The 23,413-nt window shown below is 74.1% G+C and carries 21 protein-coding genes; 13 read left to right on the forward strand and 8 right to left on the reverse strand.

Annotated features, from left to right (window positions below; all coding sequences use genetic code 11):
* The first annotated feature begins 231 nt into the window (after positions 1-231).
* Positions 232-1,929, forward strand: a complete 1,698-nt coding sequence (locus AB0O09_RS04900; RefSeq protein WP_363540217.1) for a hypothetical protein — start codon at positions 232-234, stop codon at positions 1,927-1,929.
* Positions 1,930-1,933: 4 nt separating this feature from the next.
* Here the strand turns inward: AB0O09_RS04900 and AB0O09_RS04905 are convergent, their stop codons facing one another.
* The gene (locus AB0O09_RS04905) at positions 1,934-2,515 is read right to left on the reverse strand and encodes a GNAT family protein (protein WP_363540219.1); all 582 of its coding nucleotides are present in this window, start codon (positions 2,513-2,515) and stop codon (positions 1,934-1,936) included.
* Positions 2,516-2,585: 70 nt separating this feature from the next.
* Here AB0O09_RS04905 and AB0O09_RS04910 point away from each other — a divergent pair, with 70 nt between their 5' ends.
* The 3 genes from AB0O09_RS04910 to AB0O09_RS04920 all read left to right on the forward strand — a co-directional run bounded on the left by AB0O09_RS04910 (position 2,586) and on the right by AB0O09_RS04920 (position 4,789).
* A complete protein-coding gene (locus AB0O09_RS04910) occupies positions 2,586-3,383 on the forward strand; it encodes a YwqG family protein (protein WP_363540221.1) in 798 nt (265 codons plus the stop codon).
* Positions 3,384-3,438: 55 nt separating this feature from the next.
* Positions 3,439-4,128 carry an aspartate/glutamate racemase family protein gene (locus AB0O09_RS04915; protein WP_363540223.1) on the forward strand — a complete coding sequence of 230 codons (690 nt, stop codon included), beginning with the start codon at positions 3,439-3,441 and terminating at the stop codon, positions 4,126-4,128.
* Between the two features lie 256 nt (positions 4,129-4,384).
* A complete protein-coding gene (locus AB0O09_RS04920) occupies positions 4,385-4,789 on the forward strand; it encodes a VOC family protein (protein WP_363540224.1) in 405 nt (134 codons plus the stop codon).
* A 42-nt stretch (positions 4,790-4,831) separates the two neighbouring features.
* On the opposite strand, the gene AB0O09_RS04925 is transcribed toward AB0O09_RS04920, so the two are convergent.
* Entirely contained in the window at positions 4,832-5,896 is a 1,065-nt protein-coding gene (locus AB0O09_RS04925; RefSeq protein ID WP_363540404.1) for a PP2C family protein-serine/threonine phosphatase, read from the reverse strand.
* A gap of 243 nt (positions 5,897-6,139) precedes the next feature.
* Between AB0O09_RS04925 and AB0O09_RS04930 the strand changes: the two genes are divergently transcribed.
* Positions 6,140-7,048, forward strand: coding sequence for an oxygenase MpaB family protein (locus AB0O09_RS04930; protein ID WP_363540405.1), 909 nt, complete (start codon positions 6,140-6,142; stop codon positions 7,046-7,048).
* A gap of 49 nt (positions 7,049-7,097) precedes the next feature.
* Complete coding sequence (locus AB0O09_RS04935) at positions 7,098-7,685, forward strand: DinB family protein (RefSeq protein WP_363540226.1); 588 nt, start codon at positions 7,098-7,100, stop codon at positions 7,683-7,685.
* Here the strand turns inward: AB0O09_RS04935 and AB0O09_RS04940 are convergent.
* Complete coding sequence (locus AB0O09_RS04940; RefSeq protein ID WP_363540227.1) at positions 7,679-9,970, reverse strand: transglycosylase domain-containing protein; 2,292 nt, start codon at positions 9,968-9,970, stop codon at positions 7,679-7,681. The genes AB0O09_RS04935 and AB0O09_RS04940 overlap by 7 nt on opposite strands.
* Positions 9,971-10,185: 215 nt before the next feature.
* Here AB0O09_RS04940 and AB0O09_RS04945 point away from each other — a divergent pair, with 215 nt between their 5' ends.
* The 5 genes from AB0O09_RS04945 (at position 10,186) to AB0O09_RS04965 (ending at position 15,991) form a co-directional block, all read left to right on the forward strand.
* Positions 10,186-11,781 carry an AMP-binding protein gene (locus AB0O09_RS04945; protein ID WP_363540228.1) on the forward strand — a complete coding sequence of 532 codons (1,596 nt, stop codon included), beginning with the start codon at positions 10,186-10,188 and terminating at the stop codon, positions 11,779-11,781.
* Between the two features lie 286 nt (positions 11,782-12,067).
* A complete protein-coding gene (locus AB0O09_RS04950) occupies positions 12,068-13,126 on the forward strand; it encodes a 2-oxoglutarate and iron-dependent oxygenase domain-containing protein (RefSeq protein ID WP_344627490.1) in 1,059 nt (352 codons plus the stop codon).
* A gap of 149 nt (positions 13,127-13,275) precedes the next feature.
* Positions 13,276-14,307, forward strand: coding sequence for a DUF1648 domain-containing protein (locus AB0O09_RS04955; RefSeq protein ID WP_363540229.1), 1,032 nt, complete (start codon positions 13,276-13,278; stop codon positions 14,305-14,307).
* A complete protein-coding gene (locus tag AB0O09_RS04960) occupies positions 14,292-14,681 on the forward strand; it encodes a GntR family transcriptional regulator (RefSeq protein WP_363540230.1) in 390 nt (129 codons plus the stop codon). The genes AB0O09_RS04955 and AB0O09_RS04960 overlap by 16 nt, the downstream gene beginning before the upstream one ends.
* A gap of 101 nt (positions 14,682-14,782) precedes the next feature.
* Positions 14,783-15,991, forward strand: coding sequence for an ALF repeat-containing protein (locus AB0O09_RS04965; RefSeq protein WP_363540231.1), 1,209 nt, complete (start codon positions 14,783-14,785; stop codon positions 15,989-15,991).
* Positions 15,992-16,090: 99 nt separating this feature from the next.
* Here AB0O09_RS04965 and AB0O09_RS04970 read toward each other — a convergent pair whose 3' ends face one another.
* The gene (locus AB0O09_RS04970) at positions 16,091-16,561 is read right to left on the reverse strand and encodes a PPOX class F420-dependent oxidoreductase (protein ID WP_344626034.1); all 471 of its coding nucleotides are present in this window, start codon (positions 16,559-16,561) and stop codon (positions 16,091-16,093) included.
* Between the two features lie 181 nt (positions 16,562-16,742).
* On the opposite strand from AB0O09_RS04970, the gene AB0O09_RS04975 reads away from it, so the two are divergent.
* Positions 16,743-17,459, forward strand: a complete 717-nt coding sequence (locus tag AB0O09_RS04975) for a MerR family transcriptional regulator (RefSeq protein WP_363540232.1) — start codon at positions 16,743-16,745, stop codon at positions 17,457-17,459.
* A 50-nt stretch (positions 17,460-17,509) separates the two neighbouring features.
* Positions 17,510-18,058 (forward strand): GNAT family N-acetyltransferase, encoded by a 549-nt coding sequence (locus AB0O09_RS04980; protein ID WP_363540233.1) that lies wholly within the window; start codon positions 17,510-17,512, stop codon positions 18,056-18,058.
* 77 nt (positions 18,059-18,135) lie between these two features.
* On the opposite strand, the gene AB0O09_RS04985 is transcribed toward AB0O09_RS04980, so the two are convergent.
* From AB0O09_RS04985 to AB0O09_RS05000, 4 genes are all read right to left on the reverse strand, one after another.
* Positions 18,136-19,275 carry an ADP-ribosylglycohydrolase family protein gene (locus tag AB0O09_RS04985; protein WP_363540234.1) on the reverse strand — a complete coding sequence of 380 codons (1,140 nt, stop codon included), beginning with the start codon at positions 19,273-19,275 and terminating at the stop codon, positions 18,136-18,138.
* 95 nt (positions 19,276-19,370) lie between these two features.
* Entirely contained in the window at positions 19,371-19,832 is a 462-nt protein-coding gene (locus AB0O09_RS04990; RefSeq protein ID WP_363540406.1) for a GNAT family N-acetyltransferase, read from the reverse strand.
* Between the two features lie 137 nt (positions 19,833-19,969).
* Complete coding sequence (locus AB0O09_RS04995) at positions 19,970-22,135, reverse strand: 3-hydroxyacyl-CoA dehydrogenase NAD-binding domain-containing protein (RefSeq protein WP_363540235.1); 2,166 nt, start codon at positions 22,133-22,135, stop codon at positions 19,970-19,972.
* Positions 22,136-22,172: 37 nt separating this feature from the next.
* A complete protein-coding gene (locus AB0O09_RS05000) occupies positions 22,173-23,387 on the reverse strand; it encodes an acetyl-CoA C-acetyltransferase (protein ID WP_363540236.1) in 1,215 nt (404 codons plus the stop codon).
* Between the last annotated feature and the right edge of the window lie 26 nt (positions 23,388-23,413).

Below are 23,413 nucleotides of genomic sequence, written 5' to 3' on the forward strand. Positions count from 1 at the left end.
CGGCCGCGCCCCGCGCCGCCGCCCCCCCCGGCCCGGCGCCGTAACGGGGTGGGCGCCCGGGGGGGGGCCCCGGCCGCCGGCCCGCCCCCCCCCGCGGCCCGTCGGCGCGTCCGGTTGACGGTGCGTCACCGACCGGATGCAGTTACGGCGGTGAAACCGCGGCGCGCCGGTGCACTTAACCCCCCGTCCCTACCCTCGCCGCACAACCCGAGCACAGACGGGAGCGGTGACATGACCGACACGACCAGCCCGCACACCCCGACCCGGCCCGACGACGGCGGACGGCCGCAGACCGGGCCGCGCCGCTCGTACCGCGGCAGCGCGGCGGACGAGTCCCTGGAGGACTACTCGCTGCGGTACGCGCCGCACTCCTTCCGCCGCTGGTCGCCGACGGCGGTGGCGTCGACGGCGCTCGGCGGCATCGCCTACCTCGCGGACTACGCGATCGGTGCGGGCATCGTGATGTCGTACGGCTTCACCAACGCGCTGGCGGCGATCCTGACGGCCGCCGTGGTGATCTTCCTGACCGGCATCCCGATCGCCCGGGCGTGTGCGGCGAACGGCGTCGACATGGATCTGCTGACCCGCGGGTCGGGCTTCGGCTACCTGGGCTCGACGCTGACCTCGCTGGTGTACGCGAGCTTCACGTTCATCTTCTTCGCCCTCGAGGGCTCGATCATGGCGCAGGCCCTCCACGAGGTGCTGCACGTCCCGCTGCCGGTCGGCTACCTGCTGACCACACTGGTCGTGATCCCGATCGTGTTCAAGGGGATGAGCTGGATCGCCCGGATGCAGGCGTGGACGCAGCCGGTGTGGATCGTCGGGCTGGTCGCGCCCTTCGTGGTGCTGGCGTTCCACTCCCCCGGTGTGTTCGGCGCGTTCACGCACTTCGGCGGCACCGCCGGGGTCGGCTCCGGGTTCACCCTGCTCGGCTTCGGGCTCGGCACGGGCGTGGCCCTGTCGCTGATCGCCCAGATCGGCGAGCAGGCGGACTACCTGCGGTTCATGCCGAGGCGCACGCCGGAGAACGCCCGCCGCTGGGACCTCGCGGTGCTGGCCGCCGGTCCGGGCTGGGTGGTGATCGGTGCGTTGAAGCAACTCGGCGGCGCGCTGCTGGCGTTCGCCGCGTTGGACGCGGTCGGCGGGACCAGGGCGCTGGAGCCCATCGCGCCGTACGTGGAGTCGCTGCGGCCCTGGCTGGGGGCGGCGGCGCTGCCGCTGGCCGGCCTGTTCGTGGTCGTGTCCCAGATCAAGATCAACTCGACCAACGCCTACTCCGGCTCGCTGTCCTGGTCGAACTTCTTCTCCCGGCTGACGCACCGCCATCCCGGGCGGGTCTGGTACATCTTCCTCAACTGCGGCATCGCGCTGCTGCTGATGGAGCTCGACATGTTCAGCGCGCTGGGCAGCCTGCTGGGCTTCTACTCCAACGTGGCGATCGCCTGGATCGGCGCCGTCACCGCCGACCTGGTGATCAACAAGCCGCTGGGGCTGAGCCCGAAGCACATCGAGTTCAAGCGGGCCCACCTGTACGCCGTGAACCCGGCCGGGTTCGGGGCGATGTGCGTGGCCGCCGCCGTCTCGATCGCCGCGTTCTTCGGCTGGTTCGGCACGTACGCGAAGGCCTTCAGCCCGTTCATCGCCCTGGTGCTGGCCATGGTGCTCAGCCCGCTGATCGCCAAGGCCACCGGGGGCCGCTACTACCTGGCCCGGCCCAACCCGGACGCCGGCAACGCGGATGCCGCCGACACCCGGGTGTGCACGGTCTGCGAGACCGCGTACGAGGTGCCGGACACCGCGCACTGCCCGTTCCACGAGGGCACCGTCTGCTCGCTCTGCTGCAGCCTGGACGCCGACTGCCACGACGCCTGCACCCGCGCCCCGGCCGGCGGACCGGTGCTGATCGGCATGCCGACCGCCCGGGGGTGAACCCTCAGCGGGCCGCACCGAAGGCCACGGGCTCCGGGTCGCCGGCGAGGCGGGCGTGCAGGTGCTCGTCGTGGTGGCGGCCGTCCCCGTAGCGGTGCGAGGCCCGCAGGGTGCCCTCCAGCGGGAAGCCGCAGCGGTCGGCGACCCGGCAGGAGGCGGTGTTGCCGACGGCGTGGCACAGCTCGATCCGGCGGGCACCCGCGGTGGCGAACGCCCAGCGGGCGGCCGCCGCGGTGCCCCGGGTCGCCACGCCACGGCCGCGGGCCTCCGGCAGCAGCCGGTAGCCGATGGCGGCCTGCCCGTCGGCACGGTTCGGCCAGTACAGGCCGACCGTGCCGAGCAGGGCCGCGGTGGCCGCGTCCAGCACGGCGAAGCCCGCCACGTCCCCGCTGCCGCCGTCCGCGTGGCCGAGGATCCAGGCCTCGGGGTCGGTCTCGCGGATCGGGTTCCACAGGGCGACCTCCTCGTCCGCGGTGATCCGGGCGACGCCGGGCGCGTACCGCAGCAGCCCGGCGCCCCAGGGCAGCAGGAGGACGTCCCCGAGGTCGAGCGGGACGGGGGCGAAACCGGGCGCGGTGGGGGTCATGGCCACCAGTCGTACCCGCCGCGGCGGCCCGCTGCCAACCGGTTTCCCGGGCCCTGGGACGATCACGGGCATGGAGTTCGAGGACGACGCCGCCCTGCACCTGATCTGCACCGAACGGCTCGGCGAGGAGGCCGGCGGGCAGTTCGCCGCGATGGCCCGCCGGGGCTTCCGGCTGGAGCGCCCGGCGGACGGCGCCCCGGCCACCGGACGCTGCCGGCTCGGCGGCCCCGCCCTGCTGGAGCCCGGCACCCCGTGGCCCGTCCACGACGGCATGCCGCTCTCCCTGCTCGCCGTCCTCGACACCGACGCGCTCGCCCCCTGGCTCGGCGGCCACCTGCCCGTCCGGCCCGGCCTGCTGAACTTCTTCCAACTCGACCCGGACGTCCCGTACGAGCAGTACGCGAAGCTGGACACCTCCTCCCCCGCGATGTACCGGGTGCTCCCCGCCGACCCGGCGCGGGCCGTGGAGACGGACGCACCCGCACCCGCGAGGCGCTACCCCGCGGTGCCCGTCCGCGCCGAAGGGGTCGTCATGCTCCCGGACGGCTGGGACGTCGAGGACGAGGACCTCCCCTTCGACCGGGACGCGCACTGGGGCGCCCCCTCGCTGCTCCTCGACGCCATGGAGGGCCTGAACGGCAACACCGCCGACCGCCACCGCGCCTTCGGCTGGCCGGACACCTCCTACAGCTCCCCGGTGACCGTCCGGGACGCCGACGGGCCCGCCGTCCACCTGCTGCAGCTCGCCGGTGACGCCGAACTGAACTGGGGCTGGGGCGACGCCGGTTCGCTCTACTTCACGATCCCCGCCGGGGCGCTCGCGGCCGGCGACTTCACCCGGGCCGGCGCCGAGGGCCGGTGCTGCTGAACCCCCGGCCGAACCCCCGGCGGGGCCCGGCCGGGCGGTGTGCGACAGTGGCGCGATGAGGACGATCGGACTGATCGGCGGAATGAGCTGGGAGTCGACCGCCGAGTACTACCGGCTGCTGAACGAGCTCACCAAGGAGCGGCTCGGCGGGCTGCACTCGGCGAAGTGCGTGCTGTACTCGGTCGACTTCGCCGAGATCGAGCGGCTGCAGACCGCCGGCCGCTGGGACGAGGCGGGCGAGGTCCTGGCCGGTGCCGCGCGCTCGCTGGCCGCGGCCGGCGCCGACCTGCTGCTGATCTGCACCAACACCATGCACAAGGTGGCCGACCGGGTCGAGGCGGCGGTGGACGTGCCGCTGCTGCACCTCGCCGACACCACGGCCGGGGCCGTCCGGGCCGCGGGGCTGCGCCGGATCGGCCTGCTCGGCACCGCCTTCACCATGGAGCAGGACTTCTACCGGGGCCGCCTCGCCGGACACGGCCTGGAGGTGCTGGTCCCGGACGCCGCCGGGCGGGCCGAGGTGCACCGGGTGATCTACGAGGAGCTGTGCCTCGGCGTGGTCCGCGAGGAGTCCCGGGCCGCGTACCGCGAGGTGATCGCCGGCCTGGTGGCCCGCGGCGCCGAGGGCGTGGTGCTGGGCTGCACCGAGATCGAGCTGCTGGTCGGGTCCGAGGACAGCCCGGTGCCGGTCTTCCCGACCACCCGGCTGCACGCCGAGGCGGCCGTGGCGGCGGCCCTGGCCTGATCCCCCGGTCGGTCACAGGCCGAGCCGCAGCGGGTCGAGGCGGGTGGCGACCGGGTTGGTGGCGGCCTGACGGGCCGGCACCGGCGATTCCCCCAGCATCGAACATCAGTTCGGCGTTCTTCGAGTCCGAATCGCCCGGCCGAGCTGCAGAAACACACGACCCGCGACCCTGCGTGTCGGCCGGCACGCCGAGCGGCCCGTCCAGCACAGTGGGTGGAGGCGGACCGGCGGGAGCGACGAGCGGAGGCGGGGAAGCGTGGACTGGAAGCTCGAAGTGGTGGTCGTCCCGGTCTCCGACGTGGACCGGGCCAAGCACTTCTACGCCGACCGGGTCGGTTTCGTGGTCGACACCGACACCCGGATCGGCGCGGAGGCCCGGATCGTCCAGCTGACCCCGCCGGGCTCGGCCTGCTCGATCATCATCGGCACCGGGGTCAGCGACTCCCGGCCCGGTTCGATGCAGGGTCTGCAGCTGGTGGTGGACGACGTCGAGGCGGCCAGGGCGGCCCTGGTCGAGGGCGGCGTCGAGGTCAGCCCGGTGCAGCACTTCGAGGACGGGGTGAAGGCCGAGGGCAAGGGCGGGGACTGGAACTCCTTCGTGTTCTTCGCCGACCCGGACGGCAACGGCTGGGCCGTCCAGGAGCGCCCGGCCCGCCCCTGAGCCTCCGCCTGCCCGGTCTCCGACTGCCGGGCCTCCGCCCGGTCAGGCGCGTTCGATGGCCACCGCCGCGGCGTCGTCCTTCAGCCGCCCGCCGACGTGCGCCAGCAGGTCGCGGCGGAGCCGGTCCACCAGCGCGGACGGCTCGACGCCGCCCCAGTCCGCGGCGCGTTCGGCGAGCGGGTAGAAGGCGCGTTCGCCGTCGCGGGCCTCGGTGACGCCGTCGGTGTAGAGCAGCAGGGTCTCGCCGGAGTGCACGTCGTAGGCCTCCTGCCGGTAGTGCGCGCCGGGCAGGGTGCCGAGTCCGATCGGCGGGGCGGAATGGACCGCCTCCAGGGTGCGGACGGCCTTGCCCTCGGCCAGCAGCAGGGGCGGCGGATGCCCGCAGTTGGCGATCCGGACCGGCTCCGCCGGGTCGTCGGGCAGGTCGGCGAGCAGCACGGTGACGAAGCGCTCGACGGCGTCGTCCCCGTCCGCGCTCCCGGTGGCGTTCCCGGCGGTCTCGGCCAGGTGGCGGGCGAAGCCGGCGTCGAGGGCGGCGGCGAGGCCCGGCAGCCCGGTGTGGTGGTGGGCGAGTTCGCGGAAGGCGCCGAGCACCTGGGCGGCGTCCTCGATCGCGGTGAGGCCCTTGCCGCGGACGTCGCCGATCAGCACCCGGGTGGCGCCGGGCACCCGGGTGGCCGCGTACAGGTCGCCGCCGAGCAGGGCCTCGTCCTCAGCGGGCAGGTAGAGGGCGGCGAGCCGCAGCGGCCCCAGCCGGTCGGGCAGCGGCCGCAGCAGCACCCGCTGCACCGTCTCGGAGACGGACCGCACCCGGGTGAGTTCGCGCCCGCGTCTGTCCCGGACGCGGCAGTACAGCACGATCAGCGTGGAGACCAGGACCAGCGCGATGATCTGGGTCTCGTGGTTGGTGGTGAACAGGCCGCCGTGGAAGATCCCGATGACCAGCTGCGCGGTCACCGCCAGGGCGCCGATCAGGCCGGTGAGCCAGGGGCCGCCGAAGGAGGCGGTGATCGCGGGGGCGACCACCAGCAGCGGGCCGAGGTGCACGTCGGTCGGGGAGGCGAGGTCGACCACCGAGATCAGCACGATGAAGCCCAGCGGGATCATCACCAGCGCATGGGCTCGCTGCCACGCCCCGCGCAGGGCAGCCGGGCGCCGCCGTCCGTGCACCGTCACCCCTCCACCCTGCACCCCCGACGGCCGGCACACCTCCGCGACACGGCCGGCGGCCCGGCGGGCAGCACGGCGCTCCACCGGGCGGGCGGCAGGGCGTCCGGCGCCGTTGACCGTGATCTTGGACAGCCCCTACAGTCGGGACCGCTCCCGAACCAGCCCGCCGGAAGGTCCATGATGAAGCGTCACGACTGGCTGGACCGCATCCGGCAGCTCGATCCGGAGACCGACTACGCGGAGATCTACCGGATCAGCAGCTGGTACGAGTTCCCCTGGGACACCAACCAGTCGCTCGGCTTCGCGCTCTACCGCACCTACGCGGTGCCCTCCATCGGCCGGCTGCTGGCCCGGACGGGAGAGTTCACCGGGCGCGCGCAGAAGCGGTACGACGACACCGTGCTGATCCTGGAGGCCGTGCTGGAGCACGGCTTCGGCTCGGAGCAGGGCCGTGAGGCGATCCGCCGGATGAACGGGATGCACCGGCGGTACGAGATCTCGAACGAGGACTTCGTCTACGTCCTCGCCACCTTCGTGGTGGTGCCCAAGCGCTGGCTCGACGACTACGGCTGGCGGCCGTACTCCGCGCACGAGGTCCGCGCCGCCGTCAACTACTACCGCGAGCTCGGCCGGCACATGGGCCTGCGGGACGTCCCGGAGACGTACGAGGAGTTCGAGCGGCTGCTGGACGCCTACGAGCGGGCGAACTTCGCCTTCGACGAGGGCGGCCGGGCGGTCTCCGACGCGACCCTGGACCTCACCGCGAGCTGGTACCCGCGCCCGCTCGGCGCCCAGATGCGGCGCTCCTCGATCTGCCTGCTGGACGACCCGCTGCGGGAGGCGTTCGGCTACCCGAGGCCGCCGGCCGTCCTCACCGCGCTGGTCCGCGGCGGGATGCGGCTGCGCGGCCGGCTGGTCCGGCTGCTGCCGCCGCGCCGCGAGCCCCACCTGGCCCGGGACGGCCGGCAGGTCCGCGGCTATCCCGACGGGTACCGCATCTGCGAGCTCGGCACGTTCGAGGCACCGGCCGGCGGGCCCGCCGACGGAAGGACCGGCGGCGGCTGCCCCTTCGGCGCGGGGGCGTCCTGACGCACCGCCGATCCCGGGCACTGTCGGCGGCCCGTGCCAGGCTGGCGGGATGACCGAGAATCCCGAGAACCCCGCGACGGCGAACCCCGTTCCCGAGATCCCGCCGCAGAACTACTCCCAGGTGTGGGACGACGGCGGCGCCCGGCCCGCCCTCCCGCTGGTCGGCGACGAGCGGGAGATCCTCACCGCCTACCTGGAGCACCACCGCGAGACGCTGGCCCTCAAGTGCGCCGGGTTGACGGCCGCGCAGCTGTCCGAGCACGCGGTGCCGCCGTCCCGGCTGACCCTGCACGGGCTGCTGCGGCACCTCGCCGGGGTCGAGCGGTGGTGGCTGCACCTGCAGTTCGCCGGGCTGCCGGTGGAGATGCTCTACTACTCCGACGACGACCCCGACCAGGACTTCGAGACCCTCGACGGCGACCCGGCGCAGGCGCTCGCCGTCTGGCGGGCCCAGTGCGAGCGCTCGCGGGAGATCGTCGCCGCCGCCCCCTCGCTGGACGTCACCGGCGTGCACCGGGCCACCGGGCAGCCGGTGTCACTGCGCCGCATCCTGGTCCACATGATCGCCGAGTACGCCCGCCACGACGGCCACGCGGACCTGCTGCGCGAACGCCTCGACGGCGCGACCGGCTACTGACCGCCGCTCGGGCTCGGGCCGGGCTGCTCGGCGCCCGGGGTGGTCCCGCCGGTGCCGTGGGTCGGACGCCCGCTGCCGCCCGGGACGGGCCGGCCCGTGGCGGGGGCCGTCTGGTCGCCGCCCCGGGTGGGCCGCCTGCCCTGGGTCGGCTGCCCGGTGGCCGGCTGCCCGCCGCCCTGGGTCGGCCGGCCCGTCCCCGGGGTCTGCTGCTCGGAGTCGGACGGCTCCGCGGCGGACGGCAGCCGCACCGCGGTGAACTCGCCGGCCGGGACGCCGTCCAGGGCGTCCTCGACGGCCTGGCGCCAGATCGGACCGGCGACCGCACCGCCGAAGGCGGCGTCGATCCGCTCGCCGCCCATCCGCTGGCCCTCCAGCGGGGCCGGGTTCATGGTGTCGCTGACGACCGTCGCGGCGGCCATCTCCGGGGTGTAGCCGACGAACCAGACCTGCCGGCCCTCGTTGGTGGTACCGGTCTTGCCGGCCGTCTCCCGGTCGGACAGGCCCGCGGTGTGGCCGGTGCCGCCGTCCTCGACCACACCGCGGAGCATCGCCGTGACGGTGTCCGCGGTGGTCCGCGACAGCGCCTCGGTGCAGGAGGCCTTCGGCACCGCGAGGGACTTGCCGTCCGGGCCGGTCACCGAGGTGATCGCGGTCGGCGCGCAGTAGGTGCCGTGGGCCGCGAACGCCGCGTACACGCCCGCCATCTCCAGCGGCGTCAGGTCGTTGCTGCCGAGGGTCATCGACGGCACCACGCTGAGCTTCTCGCCGCCGGCCTGCTGGGTGATGCCCAGCTTGGCGGCCGTCTTCGACACCTCGCACAGGCCGGTCTCGGCCTCCAGGTTGGCGAAGTAGGTGTTGACCGACTGCTTCATCGCGGCCGGCATGGCGAAGCTGCCGACGAGGGTGCGGCTGTCGTTGTGCACCTCGCCGCTCTCCGGGAAGCGGCCGCCGGAGCAGTCCTGCATCGCCGGCCACGGCATGCTGTAGCCCGAGGTGTAGGTGCGGCTGACCGGGACGCCGTTCTCCAGCGCCGCCGCCGCGACGATCGGCTTGAAGGTGGAGCCGGTCGGGAAGCCGAGGCCGCCGCCCATCTTCTTCGGCACGTTCAGGTTGATCGTGGTCTGGTCCTTGCCGAGCCCGTACGGGCGGCTCTGCGCCATCGCCAGCACCTTGCCGGTGCCCGGCTGGACGACCGACATCACCGCGGCCGGCCGGTCGGACGGCGCGGCGTGCGCGGTGACGGCCTGCTGCACCGCCTTCTGCGCCTTGGGGTCGAGGGTGGTGCGGATCTGGAGGCCGCCGCGCTTCCACAGCGCCTTCCGCTCCTCCGGGGTCCTGCCGAAGGCCGGGTCGGAGAGCACCACCCGCTGCACGTAGTCGCAGAAGAAGCCCTCGCCCGTCCCCGCGGTGATGCAGCCCTGGTGGGCCCGGGTCACCTTCAGCTCCACCGGGGTGGCGATCGCCTCCGCGGCCTGCACCGCGGTGATGTGCCCGAGCTCGGCCATCCGGCGCAGCACGGTGTCGCGCCGGGTCTTGGCCGCGGCCGGGTTGACGATCGGGTCGTAGGCGGACGGCGACTGCACCAGGCCGGCCAGCAGGGCGGCCTGAGGGAGCGACAGGTCCTTGGCGTGCACGCTGAAGTACCGCTGGGCGGCGGTCTCTATGCCGTACGCCTTCTCGCCGAAGAAGGTGATGTTGAGGTAGTTGGCGAGGATCTGGTCCTTGGTCAGGGTCTCCTCGACCTTGATGGCGTACTTGAGCTCGCGGATCTTGCGGTCCAGGGTCTGCCGCTGCGCCTCCTGGACCTTCTGCACGTCGTCGCCCGCCTGGTCGACGAAGACGTTCTTGACGTACTGCTGGGTGAGGGTGGACGCGCCCTGCGCGGTGGTGCCGGAGGCGGCGTTGGAGTTGAGCGCGCGCAGCACGCCCTTCAGGTCGACGGCGCCGTGCTGGTAGTAGCGGCTGTCCTCGATGTCCACCAGGGCGGTCTTGACCAGCGGCGACATGGCGTCGGCGCCGACGACCGTGCGGTCCCGGCTGTAGATGGTGGCGATCGTGCCGCCGGCCGCGTCGTAGACGGTGGACGCCTGCGAGAGCGGCGGCGTCCTGAAGTCGTCCGGCAGGCCGTCGAAGTCCTCCACCGCCGACTGCGCGCCGAGCCCGGCGGCCCCCACGGCGGGCAGGGCAAGACCCGCGACGAGGACGCCGCCCAGGGCGCTCGCGCCGACCAGACGAGCAGCCAGGAGGACCTTCTTGCGGTAACCGATGGAGTTGTGACGCGCCATGGGATCGACCCTAGGCGAACCATCGCCCGCCACGAACCGGTTTTCTTCCCGCTTTCGTCACAACTCCGTGACGGCGCTCGCCGGTCCTCCCCGCGACTCCCCCACGGGGCGGTCGGCGGCGCGCCGGGCCGGGTGCCCTTGACGCGGCGGCGTCCGGTGGCAAGCCTTGGTCCCGGCCGGTCCCCCCCGGCCGCGACCGGCCCAGGAGGTCAACGGTGACCGCACAGGCGTCCCACACGCACGGCCGCACCGACGTGCCGCTGCTGGACGAGACGATCGGGCAGTGCCTGGACCGGGCGGTCGCCGCCCACCCGGAGCGCGAGGCGCTGGTGGACGTGCCGAGCGGCCGCCGCTGGACGTACGCCGAACTCGGCCGGGACGTCGACCGGGTGGCCCGCGGCCTGCGGGCGCGCGGGGTCAGCCGCGGCGACCGGGTCGGCATCTGGGCGCTCAACTGCCCGGAGTGGGTGCTGGTGCAGTACGCCACCGCCCGGCTCGGCGCGATCCTGGTGAACATCAACCCGGCCTACCGGACGCACGAGTTGGCGTACGCGCTGAACCAGTCCGGGGTGGGCCTGCTGGTCGCCCAGCCCGAGTACCGCACCAGCGACTACCGGGCGATGGTGGCCGAGGTCCGCGAGGAGTGCCCGGGCCTGCGGGAGACGCTGTGGATCGGCGACCCGGAGTTCCTGGAGCTCGACGGGGACGGGGGGTTCCCCGCCGACCTGGCGCCGGACGACCCGATCAACATCCAGTACACCTCGGGCACCACCGGCTTCCCGAAGGGCGCCACCCTCTCGCACCGCAACATCCTCAACAACGGCTTCTGGGTGGGCGAGCTGGTCGGGTACACCGAGCAGGACCGGATCTGCCTGCCGGTGCCCTTCTACCACTGCTTCGGCATGGTGATGGGCAACCTCGCGGCGCTCAGCCACGGCGCCTGCGTGGTGATCCCCGGCCAGGGCTTCGACCCGGCCGCCACCCTGCACGCGGTCCAGGCCGAGCGGGCGACCTCGCTGTACGGCGTTCCGACGATGTTCATCGCCGAGCTGGGCCTCGCCGACTTCGCGGCCCACGACCTCACCTCGCTGCGCACCGGCATCATGGCCGGCTCGCCCTGCCCGGTGGAGGTGATGAAGCGGGTCCAGACCGAGATGCACATGGCCGAGGTGGCCATCGCGTACGGGATGACCGAGACCTCGCCGGTCTCCACCCAGACCCGCCGCGACGACGACCTGGAGCACCGCACCGGCACGGTCGGCCGGGTGCTGCCGCACCTGGAGGTGAAGGTCGTCGAGCCGGAGACCGGGCGGACGGTCGGCCGCGGCGAGCCCGGCGAGCTGTGCACCCGCGGCTACTCGGTGATGATCGGGTACTGGAACGAGCCGGAGCGCACCGCCGAGGCGATCGACGACGAGGGCTGGATGCACACCGGCGACCTCGCGGTGATGCACGAGGACGGCTACCTGGCGGTCGTCGGCCGGATCAAGGACATGATCATCCGCGGCGGCGAGAACGTGTACCCGCGCGAGATCGAGGAGTTCCTGCACACCCACCCGGCGATCGCCGACGTCCAGGTGGTCGGCGTGCCCGACGAGCGCTACGGCGAGGAGATCTGCGCCTTCGTGGTGCTGCGCGACCCGGACGGCACGCTCGGGGCCGAGGAGGTGGCCGAGTTCTGCCGCGGCCGGCTCGCGCACTACAAGACCCCCCGCCACGTGCACGTGGTCGAGGGCTTCCCGATGACGGTCAGCGGCAAGGTGAGAAAGAACGAGCTGAGGGAACGGGCGGCCCGCGCACTCGCCGGGTGAGCCCCCGCCCCGGGCGGCGGGAGTGCCGGGGGCGGGCCCGGCCACCACCGGGTCGCGGTCCGTTACGCTGGTGGCGTGATCCTTCTCGTCAGCCGTCGCCACGTGGACCTGCTCCGCGTCACGAGCATGTCCTGTCGACGCTCCGGCTGATCCCGCTCGTCCTCCGCCCTTCGGGCACACACCCTCCCCCGGCCCCGCTGCACCGGCCACACCCGGCGCGGCAGCGGCAGCGTCCCCGGCGACCGCCGGGCCCGCCGGGGCATTCGACACCCAGGTGATGTCACCCATGACCCAGCAGTCCCGTCCCACCGGTTCCACCGGCCCCCTCGACGACCGCGCCGAGAACCTCCCGGTCATCGACCTCTCGCTGGCCGACGGCAGCGCCCAGGACCGCGCGCGGCTCCACGCGGCACTCCGCTCCGCCGCCACCGACGTCGGCTTCTTCCAGCTCGTCGGCCACGGCGTGACCCCGGCCGAGACCGCCGCGCTCACCGACGCGATGCACGCCTTCTTCGGCCTCCCCGAGGCCGACCGGCTGGCCGTGAGCAACCTGAACTCCCCGCACTTCCGCGGCTACACCCGGACCGGTGACGAGCGCACCGGCGGCAGCCGGGACTGGCGCGACCAGCTCGACATCGGCGCCGAACTGCCCCCGCACGTGCCCGGCTCCGGCGAGCCGCCGTACTGGTGGCTGGAGGGCCCCAACCAGTGGCCCGACGCACTGCCCGAGCTGCGCGAGGCCTCGCTGCACTGGATCGACCGACTCGGCGGCGTCGCCCGCAGGCTGCTGCACGAACTGCTCACCGCGATCGGCGCCCGGCCGGACTTCTACGACGACGCCTTCGCCGGCCACCCGCACCTGCGGCTGAAGCTGGTCCGCTACCCCGGGACGGCACCGGACGGCGCCGGGCAGGGCGTCGGCTCGCACAAGGACTACGGCTTCATCACCCTGCTGCTGCAGGACACCGTCGGCGGCCTGCAGGTGGAGCGCTCCGACGGCTCCTTCCTGGAGGTGCCGCCGATGGAGGGCGCCTTCGTGGTCAACCTCGGCGAGCTGCTGGAGGTCGCCACCGACGGCTACCTGAAGGCCACCAGCCACCGGGTGGTCAGCCCGCCCGGTGCCCGCGAGCGGTTCTCGGTGCCGTTCTTCTACAACCCGCGGCTGGACGCGCACATCGAGCCGCTCGAGTTCCCGCAGGCCCACCACGCGCCCGGTGCCACCCAGGACCCGGCGAACCCGCTGTTCGCCGAGTTCGGCCGGAACGAGCTGAAGGGTTACCTGCGGGCGCACCCCGAGGTCACCCGCCGCCACCACGCCGACCTGCTGCCGCTCACGGCCGCCTGACGGCACGGCCCGGGCGGCCCGCGGGCCGTTCCCGGGCAAAGGCACCGGAGGTTCGCAGCGACGATCGCGGATCGTTCCGTCACCACGCCGAGATTGTTCTAGCATGGTACGAACAATCCGCGATCGTCCGCGTCCCCGGAGGGATCCCCGTGCCCGCACTGCCGTTAACCCGACCGTCCCTGCCGCCCCGGCCGCGCCTTTCGCCCCGGCCGTCCCGTGCCGCGGTCGCCGTCACCGTCCTGCCGACCGCGGCCGCAGCCGCGGCCGTCCTGCTGGTGTACGCCGCGCTGCGGCCCCGGCTGCCCGATCCGCTCGCCGTGCACTTCTCCGGCGACGGCGCCGACGGCACCCTGCCCGGGTGGCGCTTCCTCGCCGCCTCGCTCGGGCTGATCGCGCTCATCGGCGGCGCCCTCGGCCGCCTGGCGCTCGCCGACACGCTGCCGGCCCGGGCCCGGCGCGCCCTGACCGCGGGCACCTGGGCGGCGGCCGCCCTGCTCGGCACGCTGTGCTGCCTGGTGCCCGCCGCGAACGCGCACGCCGGCCGCGCCGCCGACGCCCGCCTGCCGGGCACCGTCGCGGCCCTCTGCGGCGGCGCCGCCGTCCTCGCGGCGGCCGTCGGCCTGCTGCTGAGCGGCGCGGTCGTCCGCCCGGCACCGGCCGCCGCGGCCGCTCCCCCGGCGCCCGCCCCGGTCGAGCTCGCCGCCGGGGAGACCGCCTCCTGGTCCCGTACGGTCGGCTCGCCGCTGCTGGGCACCCTCGGCCCCGCCCTGCTGGGGCTCGCCGCCGTCCTGCTGCTCGCCGGGGCCGGCGCCGGGGCCCTGCCCGCCGCCCTGATCGGCGCGCTCACCACGGCCGCCGGCCGGGTCCGGGTCACCGTCGACCGGAACGGCCTGACCGTCCGGCTGCCGCTGCTCCGCCGGCCCCGGGTGCAGCTGCCGCTGGAGCGGATCGCCGCCGCCGACCGCCGCGAGGTCCGGTGGACGGGGGTCTTCGGCGACGAGGGGTACCGCTCCGGGCCCGGGCGCAGCGGCCTGGTGCTGCGGCCCGGCGAGGCCGTCGCCGTACGGCTCACCGACGGACGGGAGTTCACCGTCTCCGTCCCCGACGCCGGAACGGCCGTCGGGCTGCTCGATGCCCTCGTCCGGCGCTCCCGGGAGGACCGCCCGTGCTCTTCCGCGTGAATCCCGCCTCCCCGCAGCCGCTGGCCGAGCAGATCGCCGCCTGCGTCCGCCGTGCCGTCGCCGAGGGCTCCGCGGGGCCCGGCGACCGGCTGCCGCCCGCCCGCACCCTCGCCGGCTCGCTCGACGTCAACATGCACACCGTGCTGCGCGGTTACCAGATCCTCCGCGAGGAGGGGCTGATCGACCTGCGCCGCGGCCGCGGGGCGCAGATCACCGACGCCGCGTCACCGGGCCGGGCCCGTCTCGGCGCGGCCGCCGACGCCCTGGTCGCCGAGGCGCGGACTTCGGGTCTGACCGACCAGGAGGTGCTGGACCTCGTGCGGGCCGCCCTCGGTCCGCCTCCGCGGCCGGCCCGAGGGGCTCCGGACGGGTAAGTTCGCCGACGTACAAGATGATTGATGTACGATCACATTCGCTGTCGCGCGTGAAGATCCGCGAAGACGGTGTGACGTCTGATCATCATTCCGGGGGATTCGTGAACATCCGTCGTTCGCTGGCCGCTGCCGCGCTCGTGGCAGCGGTTTCCGCACCTGTCGCCCTCGCCGCCGCACCCGCGTCGGCCGAGGAACTGCCGGCCGGCCGGTCCCGGTCGGACGCGCCGCCGACCTCGGACCAGGCTCCCGCGCCGGCCGGCGGCCCCGCCTCCGACGACGCGGCCGAGCAGGACGCGGCCGACCGCGCCGAGATCGAGCGCATCCTGGCCGACCCGCGGACCGGCCGCGGCGTCCGCGAGGCCGCCACCAAGGCGCTCGCCGGCACCCCGCAGGACCGCCGGCACTTCCTCACCGTCGACTACCCGCGGCTGCGGGCGCAGGACAACCGGGTCCGGCTGGTCCAGCTGATCGCCGACCAGACCACCAGACGCGGCGTGCGCGAGGCCGCCCAGAAGGCGATGAGCGGCACCGACGCCGACGTCGAGCACTTCCTCACCGTCGACTACCCGCGACTGCGGGCGCAGGACAACCGGGTCCGGCTGGTCCAGCTGATCGCCGACCAGAACAACAGCCAGTACCTGCGCGAGGCCGCCCGGAAGGCGATGAGCGGCACCGACGCCGAGATCGAGCACTTCCTCACCGTCGAGCTGAAGAAGATCATCGCCGACGACAACCGGATCAAGGTGGCCCGGATCCTCGGCGAGAAGGGCATCGGCCGGATCCTCCGCGAGGCCGCCGAGAAGGCGATGCACGGCACCGACGCGGACGTGCTGAAGTTCCTCGCCGACCTGCCCTCGATCCGGGCCGCCGACGACCGGCTCAGGGTCTCCCAGCTCGCCGAGACCGGCGGCCCCGAGGTGCGGAAGGCCGCCCTCGCCGCGCTGGCCGCCGGCACCCCCGAGGCGCTCCGAGCCTTCCTGACCACCGGTCTGCCCGAGGCGGAGGCCAAGGACAAGGCCGCGGCCGACCGGACCACCACCGGTCAGGGCACCACGGGCCAGGGCGGCACCGGCACGCAGGGCAAGGGCGGCAGCACCGTCACCCCGGCCTCCGCAACCACCGGGACCACCACGGCCACCACCGGCACGACCACCGCCTGGACGACCGGCACCGGGGCGACCACCGGCGCCGACCGGCTGGCCTCCACCGGCACCGACGCGCCGCTCGCCGGCATCGCCGCGGCCGGTGGCACGGCCGTCGCGCTCGGTGCCGCCGTCCTGGTCGCGGCCCGCCGCCGCTCGCGGGCCTGACCGCAGGGGTGCGCCCGTCGGCCCGAGGGGCCGGTGCCGGGGGACGTCCCGGCGCCGGCCCCTCGGGCTCTCCGGCAGTCCGGTAGTCCGGACGGCCTCCTACCGGTCCTGCACCAGGCGGGCCGGGAAGCCGCCGGTGGCGACCGGGCCCCAGCGCCGCGGGGTGATCCGGATCAGCGACTTGCCCTGCCGACGCATCGCCTCGCGGTACTCGTCCCAGTCCGGGTGCTCGCCGGCGATGTTCCGGTAGTACTCCACCAGCGGCTCCACGGCCTCCGGACCGTCCAGCACCTCGGCCTCGCCGTCCACCTGCACCCAGGGGCCGTCCCACTCGTCGGAGAGCACCACCACGCTGACCGCGGAGTCCCGCCGGGCGTTGCGGGTCTTCGCCCGCTCGGGGTACGTGGAGATCACGATCCGGCCGGAGTCGTCCACCCCGCAGGTCAGCGGGGAGGCCTGCGGGGTGCCGTCGGCACGGCGGGTGAGCAGCAGCGCCCGGTGGCGCGGACGGACGAAGTCCAGCAACTCGGCCAGCTCCACCCGGGTGTTGGTGGCGATCGAAGGGCTCATGACCGCCAGCCTAGGCCGTGCCGGCCGATGCGTGCGGGTGCCGCATCGAAGCGCGCGGAACGGGACGGCCCCCGGCCGGGCGGACGCGGTGGACCGGCAGGTCGCGGCACTGTCACACTGGTGCTGTCACAGCAGGACTGCCGCACCCGGCGGGGCGAACGGGCGGAAGAGGTTGCACCGGATGACAGCAGGCACACCGCAGCTCACCGTCGACGAACTGGCGGCCCGGGCCGGGGTGACCGTCCGCACGCTGCGCTTCTACGCCGCCAAGGGCCTGCTCCCGCCGCCCGAGCTCGGCCCGCGCCGGGTCGGCCTGTACGGGCCGGAGCACCTCGGCCGGCTGGAACTCATCGAGGAACTCCAGCGGCAGGGCCTCACACTGGCGGCGATCGAACGCTACCTCGCCCAACTCCCCGAGGACATCGGCTCGCTGGACCTCGCCATCCACCGCGCCCTGGTCGCCTCCTGGACGCCGGAGGCAGCCGAGGAGACCGACCGCGAGCAGCTCGCCCGGCGGATCGGCCGCGACCCCTCCGACGCCGACCTGGACCGGCTCGCCGCCATGGGCGCCCTGCACCGCACCGAGGATCCCGACGTCTTCAAGACCGACCCCGGGCTGCTGCCGCTCGGCGTGCGGATCCTGGACGTGCCGATCCCGCTGGAGACCCTGCTGGCGGCCCGCGCCGTCGTCCGGCTGCACAGCCAGGCCACCGCGCACGACCTGCACCGGCTCTTCCGCGACACCGTGTGGAAGCCCTACCGGGAGAGCGCCCCCGCCCCGGCCGACCTGGACCGGATGAAGAGTCTCACCGACCGCATCCAGCCCCTGGTGGTGCAGGCCATCGTCACCGCCTTCCAGCGCTCGCTCGCCGAGGAACTGACCGGCAGCACCGACTAGTGCCGGGAAACCCGGTCGACACGGCGGGCCGCCCGGGGTTGGCTCGGGCCATGACCGAACTGCACACCGCACGCCTCACCCTGCGCCCCTGGCGGGAGTCCGACCTCGCCCCCTGGGCGGCGATGAACGCCGACCCCGCGGTGCGCGAGCACCTCGGGGACCTGCTCACCCGCGAGCAGTGCGACGCCGGGGTGGCCGCCTTCCGCGCCGACCTGGCGCGGCGCGGCTACGGCTGGTGGGCGGTGGAGTCGACCGCCACCGGCGAGTTCCTCGGCTTCGCCGGGCTCGACGACGTGGACGAGGACATGCCCTTCACCGGGGTCGAGGTCGGCTGGCGGCTCGCCCGCGACGCCTGGGGCCACGGCTACGCCACCGAGGCCGGCCGGGCCTGCCTCGACTTCGCCTTCGACGCCCTCGGCCTGCCCGAGGTCCTCGCCGTCACCACCGCCGCCAACCGCCGCTCGCAGGCGGTGATGCAGCGCCTCGGCATGGTCCGCGACCCGGCCGAGGACTTCGACGACCCGTACGCCCCCGAAGGCAGCCCGCTCCGCCCGAGCGTCGTCTACCGCCTCTCCCGGCCCGCCGGGGGTCAGCGCTGACGCGTGGCGTCGAAGGACGTCCGGGCACCCGGCAGGGGGCGCGTGGGGCACCTCCCGACGAGGCATCCGCACGCCCGTCAGGCCGAGTACACCCAGGGGCGCTTCTCGCCCGGGTGGACGACCGCGGCGAAGTCGTCGGCGACGACGGCGATCGCCGCACGGCCCTCGATCTGGCCGAGCCAGTCCGGCGGCAGCATGGCGTCGCCGTGGTGGGCGCCGAGCAGGTTGCCGCAGATCGAGCCGGTGGAGTCGCTGTCGCCGGAGTGGTTGACCGACAGCAGCAGGGCCGACTCGATCGGGGTGCGGTGCTTCCAGAACTCGGTGCGGGCGAGGGCCGCGTAGACGCCGATGGCGAGCGCCTCCTCGGCCGTCCAGCCGCCGCCGAGGCTCTCCACCGTCAGCGGGGTGGCCGGACCGGCCTCGGCCAGGGCGACGGCCCGCTGCAGTGCGGCGTAGGTCTCCTCGTGGTTGGGGTAGCGGGTGAGCAGTTCCATGGCGTTGCGGACGGCGTCCGGCAGCGACTCGCCGTCGACCAGGCGGCTGATCATGGCCGCGAAGGCACCGGAGGCGAGCTGGGCGGTCGGGTGGCCGTGGGTGATCCGGGAGCAGCGGGCGGCGAGTTCGAAGGCGTGCAAGTCGCCCCTGCCGGTGATGCCGCGGCCGGTGAAGCCGAAGGGCGCCGAGCGCATGACGGAGCCGCAGCCCTTGGAGTCCGGGTTCACCGGGCCCGGGCTGCCGTCGACCGGGGCGTGCGCGTCGGGGATGTGGTCCTCCTGGAGGCCGAACTCGCAGGCGCGGCCGGGGGCGCGGCGGGCGTACAGCCACTGCTGCTCGCGCAGGTTGCCCCAGCGGTGCCCGAGGCCCTCGTGGGGCAGCGGGCCGGGGTGCCGCTGGGTCTCCAGCCAGCGCAGGTAGGCCTCCTTGATCAGGGTGGTCTCGGCGCCGCCGAGGCCCTTGGTCTGGATGCGGCGGTAGCCGTACATCCAGCCCTCGGCGGAGAAGAGGGTCATCTGGGTGTCGTCGGTGATCCGGCCGATCACGCCCTCGCGGTCCGGGACGAGTCCGGTGATGCCGGTCGGCCCGTGCTCGGCCTCGACGGTGACCATGGACTTCATCTCGATCGGGTTGCCGAGGGCGTCGCCGATCGCGCCGCCGAGCAGGCAGCCACGGAGCCTCGCCCGGTACGCCGTCGTCTCCTGCCAGGTCAGCCGGCCCATCCTGTCCCCCTCCTCCGGATGATCACTACGGACCAGGCTATCGGTGCCCACCGACGCCCGGGCTGCCGGGCTCCCGCGGGCGCAGGGGCGATCGGTCAGCCGAGCCGGCGGGCCAGGACCTGCCCGGGCCAGCTGCCGTCCAGGAAGCGGTCGGTGCGGGTGAAGCCGTTGCGCTCGTAGAAGGCGACCAGCGCACCGCCGCCGCCCGTCCAGCAGTCGACCCGCAGCAGCGCGGCGCCGGCCCGCCGGGTCTCCTCGGCGGCGTGGGCGAGCAGCGCCGCGCCGATGCCGAGACCGGCGTGCCGGCGGTCGGAGACCAACAGCCGGACGTAGCGCTCGGGTTCGCCGGCCGGGGCGATCGGCAGCTGCGGGCTGGGCCCGGAGTCGAGCACCAGGGCGCCGACCGGTGTGCCGTCGTACTCGGCGATGTGGGGCTCGTTCTCGGTGGTGTACCGCTCGACGCGGTCCGGTCCGCCGGGCCGTTGCGAGTACGGGACGGTTCCCCACTGCTCGGTGTTGCCGCGCTCGTTCATCCAGCGCACGGCCGCGTCCAGCATCCCGAGGACGGCCGCCGCGTCGCCCGGGCCACCGGGTCTGATCCGCAGGCCGGGTACGAAGTCGTTCACGGGGGAAGCCTACGCACGGGCGCCGCCCCCGCCCGGGGTGGGCGGGGGCGGCGCGGGTGTCGCGGGTGTCAGTCCCGGAAGGTGCGGCCGTCGGCGGCCATCTCGTCCAGGAGTGCGGGCGGGGTGAAGCGGTCGCCGTAGGCGGCGGCCAGTTCGCGGGCGCGGGCGGCGAATCCGGTGAGGCCGCCGGGGTAGCCGTTGATGTACTGGAGGACGCCGCCCGTCCAGGCGGGGAAGCCGATGCCGAGGATGGAGCCGATGTTGGCGTCGGCGACCGAGGTGAGGACGGACTCCTCCAGGCAGCGGACGGAGTCCAGGGCCTCGGCGAAGAGCATCCGCTCCTTCATGTCCTCGAACGGGATCTCCTTGCCGGGCTGCGTGAAGTGCTCGCGCAGGCCGGGCCAGAGCCGGGCACGCTGCCCATTCTCGTACTCGTAGAAGCCGGCGCCGCCGCTGCGGCCCTCGCGGCCGAACTCGTCGACCATGCGGTCGATGACGGTGTCGGCGGGGTGCGGCTGCCAGCTGCCGCCGGCCTCCTCGACGGCCCGCCGGGACTCGTTCCGGATCTTGCGGGGCAGGGTGAGGGTGAGCTCGTCCATCAGCGACAGGACCTTGGCCGGGTAGCCGGCCTGGGCGGCGGCCTGCTCGACGGAGACCGGGTCGAGGCCCTCGCCGACCATCGCGACGCCCTCGTTGATGAACTGTCCGATCACCCGGGAGGTGAAGAAGCCGCGGGAGTCGTTGACCACGATCGGCGTCTTGCGGATCTGCCGGACGAGGTCGAAGGCGCGGGCGAGCGCCTCGTCGCCGGTCTGCGGGCCGCGGATGATCTCGACCAGCGGCATCTTGTCGACCGGCGAGAAGAAGTGCAGGCCGATGAAGTCGGCGGTGCGGTCGACGCCTTCGGCGAGCAGCCCGATCGGCAGGGTGGAGGTGTTGGAGCAGAGCAGGGCGTCGGGGGCGACGACGTCCTGGACCTCCTGGAAGACCTTGTGCTTGAGCTCGGGGTTCTCGAAGACGGCCTCGATGACGGCGTCGCAGCCGGCCAGGTCGGCGGCCTCCGCGGTCGGGGTGATCCGGGCGAGGAACCCGGCGCGCTCGGCCTCGGTGCTGCGGCCGCGGGCGACCGCCTTGTCGAGCAGCGCGGCGGAGTAGGCCTTGCCGCGTTCGGCGGCCTCGACGGTGACGTCCTTGAGGAGGACCTCGATGCCGGCCTTGGCGCAGGAGTACGCGATGCCGGCGCCCATCATGCCGGCGCCGAGCACGGCGACCTTCTCGACCTTCCGGGCGGGGACGCCCTTGGGGCGGCCGGCACCGGAGTTGACGGCCTGCATGTCGAAGAAGAAGGCCTGGATCATGTTCTTGGCGGTCTGGCCGCAGACCAGCTCGGTGAAGTACCGGGCCTCGATGGCCATCGCGGTGTCGACGTCGACCTGGGCGCTCTCCACCGCCGCGGCCAGGATGTTGCGCGGCGCCGGGTAGGGCGCGCCGGCGAGCTGCTTGCGCAGGTTGGCCGGGAAGGCGGGCAGGTTGGCGGCGAGCGCGGGGCTGGCCGGGGTGCCGCCGGGGATCCGGTAGCCCTTGACGTCGAAGCGCTGCACGGACTCCGGGTGGGCGTCGACGAAGGCGCGGGCCTTGGCGAGCATCTCCTCGGGGGTGGCGGCGAGTTCGTCGACCAGGCCGTGCTGCAGGGCCTGCGCCGGGCGGTACTGCTGCCCCTGCAGCAGGACCTTGAGCAGGGCGTCGGTGATGCCGAGCAGCCGCACGGTGCGGACGACTCCGCCGCCGCCGGGCAGCAGGCCGAGGGTGACCTCGGGCAGGCCGATCTTGGTCGCCGGGGTGTCCAGGGCGATGCGGTGGTGGCAGGCGAGGGCGATCTCCAGGCCGCCGCCGAGGGCGGCACCGTTGATCGCGGCGACGACCGGCTTGCCGAGGGTCTCCAGGGCGCGCAGGGCGCGCTTGATCCGCATGCCGTGCTCGAAGGTCTCGGCGGCCCGGTCGGGCCCGACGGAGGAGAGCAGGTGGAGGTCGCCACCGGCGAAGAAGGTCTTCTTGGCGGAGGTGACGATGACGCCGCGCACGTCGTCGGCGGCCTTCAGCCGGGCGACGGTCTCGTCGAGCGCCTCGGTGAAGGCGGCGTTCATGGTGTTGACGGACTGGGCGGGGTCGTCGAGGACGAGGGTGACCACGCCGTCCTGGTCCTGCTCCCAGCGGATGGCGGATGCTGCAGTCATGGGGAAGTCTCTCCAGGGAGTGGCGGGGAGGGGGTGGTCAGATGCGCTCGATCACGGTGGCGACACCCATGCCGCCGCCCACGCAGAGGGTGGCCAGGCCGTAGCGGAGGTCGCGGCGCTCCAGTTCGTCGACGAGGGTGCCGATGAGCATGGCGCCGGTGGCTCCGAGCGGGTGGCCGAGGGCGATGGCGCCGCCGTTGACGTTGACCTTCTCGTGGCCGAAGCCGAGTTCGCGCATGAAGCGCAGGGCGACGGCGGCGAAGGCCTCGTTGATCTCGACCAGGTCGATGTCGTCCGCGGTGAGTCCGGCCTTGGCGAGGGCCTTGCGGGTGGCGGGGGCGGGGCCGGTGAGCATGATGGTGGGCTCGGAGCCGGACACGGCGGCGGAGACGATCCGGGCGCGCGGGGTGAGTCCGTAGCGCTCGCCGATCTCGCGGGAGCCGATCGCGACCAGGGCGGCGCCGTCGACGATGCCGGAGGAGTTGCCGGCGTGGTGGACGTGGTCGATCCTCTCCACCCAGTGGTACTTCTGCAGGGCGACGGCGTCGAAGCCGCCGGCCTCGCCGATGCCGGCGAAGGAGGGCTTGAGGCCGGCCAGCGTCTCGACGGTGGTGCCGGGGCGGATGAACTCGTCGCGGTCCAGCACGATCAGGCCGTTGCGGTCGCGGACCGGCACCACCGAGCGGTCGAAGTGGCCGTCGGCCTGGGCCTTGGCGGCGCGGGCCTGGGACTCGGCGGCGAAGGCGTCCACGTCGGTGCGGCTGAGGCCCTCGACGGTGGCGATCAGGTCGGCGCCGATGCCCTGCGGGACGAAGCCCGTCTCGTACGCGGTCATCGGGTCCATCGCCCAGGCCCCGCCGTCGGAGCCCATCTTGACCCGGGACATCGACTCGACGCCGCCGGCCAGGATGAGGTCCTCCCAGCCCGAACGGACCTTTGCCGCGGCCAGGTTGACGGCCTCCAGGCCGGAGGCGCAGAAGCGGTTCTCCTGGACGCCGGCGACGGTGTCGGGCAGGCCGGCCGCGATGGCGGCGATCCGGGCGATGTCGGAGCCCTGGTCGCCGACCGGGCTGACCACGCCGAGCACGATGTCGTCGATCGCGGCCGGGTCCAGGGTCGGGAAGCGGGCCTGGAGCTCGTGGATCAGGCCGACCACCAGGTCGATCGGCTTGGTGCCGTGCAGGGAGCCGTTGGCCTTGCCGCGCCCGCGCGGGGTGCGGATCGCGTCGTAGACGAACGCTTCAGTGGTCACGGTGAGTGCCTTTCGGGGGTAGGTGA

The sequence above is a fragment of the Kitasatospora sp. NPDC093679 genome (assembly GCF_040683455.1).
In the GTDB taxonomy this organism is placed as follows: domain Bacteria; phylum Actinomycetota; class Actinomycetes; order Streptomycetales; family Streptomycetaceae; genus Kitasatospora; species Kitasatospora arboriphila.

Coding starts and splice junctions, on each gene's coding strand:
- AB0O09_RS04950 (WP_344627490.1), top strand. CDS start 12,068: ATGACCCAGCAGTCCCGTCCCACCGGTTCCACCGGCCCCCTCGACGAC.
- AB0O09_RS04900 (WP_363540217.1), top strand. CDS start 232: ATGACCGACACGACCAGCCCGCACACCCCGACCCGGCCCGACGACGGC.
- AB0O09_RS04905 (WP_363540219.1), bottom strand. CDS start 2,515: ATGACCCCCACCGCGCCCGGTTTCGCCCCCGTCCCGCTCGACCTCGGG.
- AB0O09_RS04935 (WP_363540226.1), top strand. CDS start 7,098: ATGACCGAGAATCCCGAGAACCCCGCGACGGCGAACCCCGTTCCCGAG.
- AB0O09_RS04990 (WP_363540406.1), bottom strand. CDS start 19,832: ATGCTGGACGCGGCCGTGCGCTGGATGAACGAGCGCGGCAACACCGAG.
- AB0O09_RS04980 (WP_363540233.1), top strand. CDS start 17,510: ATGACCGAACTGCACACCGCACGCCTCACCCTGCGCCCCTGGCGGGAG.
- AB0O09_RS04930 (WP_363540405.1), top strand. CDS start 6,140: ATGAAGCGTCACGACTGGCTGGACCGCATCCGGCAGCTCGATCCGGAG.
- AB0O09_RS04925 (WP_363540404.1), bottom strand. CDS start 5,896: ATGATCCCGCTGGGCTTCATCGTGCTGATCTCGGTGGTCGACCTCGCC.
- AB0O09_RS04915 (WP_363540223.1), top strand. CDS start 3,439: ATGAGGACGATCGGACTGATCGGCGGAATGAGCTGGGAGTCGACCGCC.
- AB0O09_RS04940 (WP_363540227.1), bottom strand. CDS start 9,970: ATGGCGCGTCACAACTCCATCGGTTACCGCAAGAAGGTCCTCCTGGCT.
- AB0O09_RS04910 (WP_363540221.1), top strand. CDS start 2,586: ATGGAGTTCGAGGACGACGCCGCCCTGCACCTGATCTGCACCGAACGG.
- AB0O09_RS04970 (WP_344626034.1), bottom strand. CDS start 16,561: ATGAGCCCTTCGATCGCCACCAACACCCGGGTGGAGCTGGCCGAGTTG.
- AB0O09_RS04995 (WP_363540235.1), bottom strand. CDS start 22,135: ATGACTGCAGCATCCGCCATCCGCTGGGAGCAGGACCAGGACGGCGTG.
- AB0O09_RS04985 (WP_363540234.1), bottom strand. CDS start 19,275: ATGGGCCGGCTGACCTGGCAGGAGACGACGGCGTACCGGGCGAGGCTC.
- AB0O09_RS04975 (WP_363540232.1), top strand. CDS start 16,743: ATGACAGCAGGCACACCGCAGCTCACCGTCGACGAACTGGCGGCCCGG.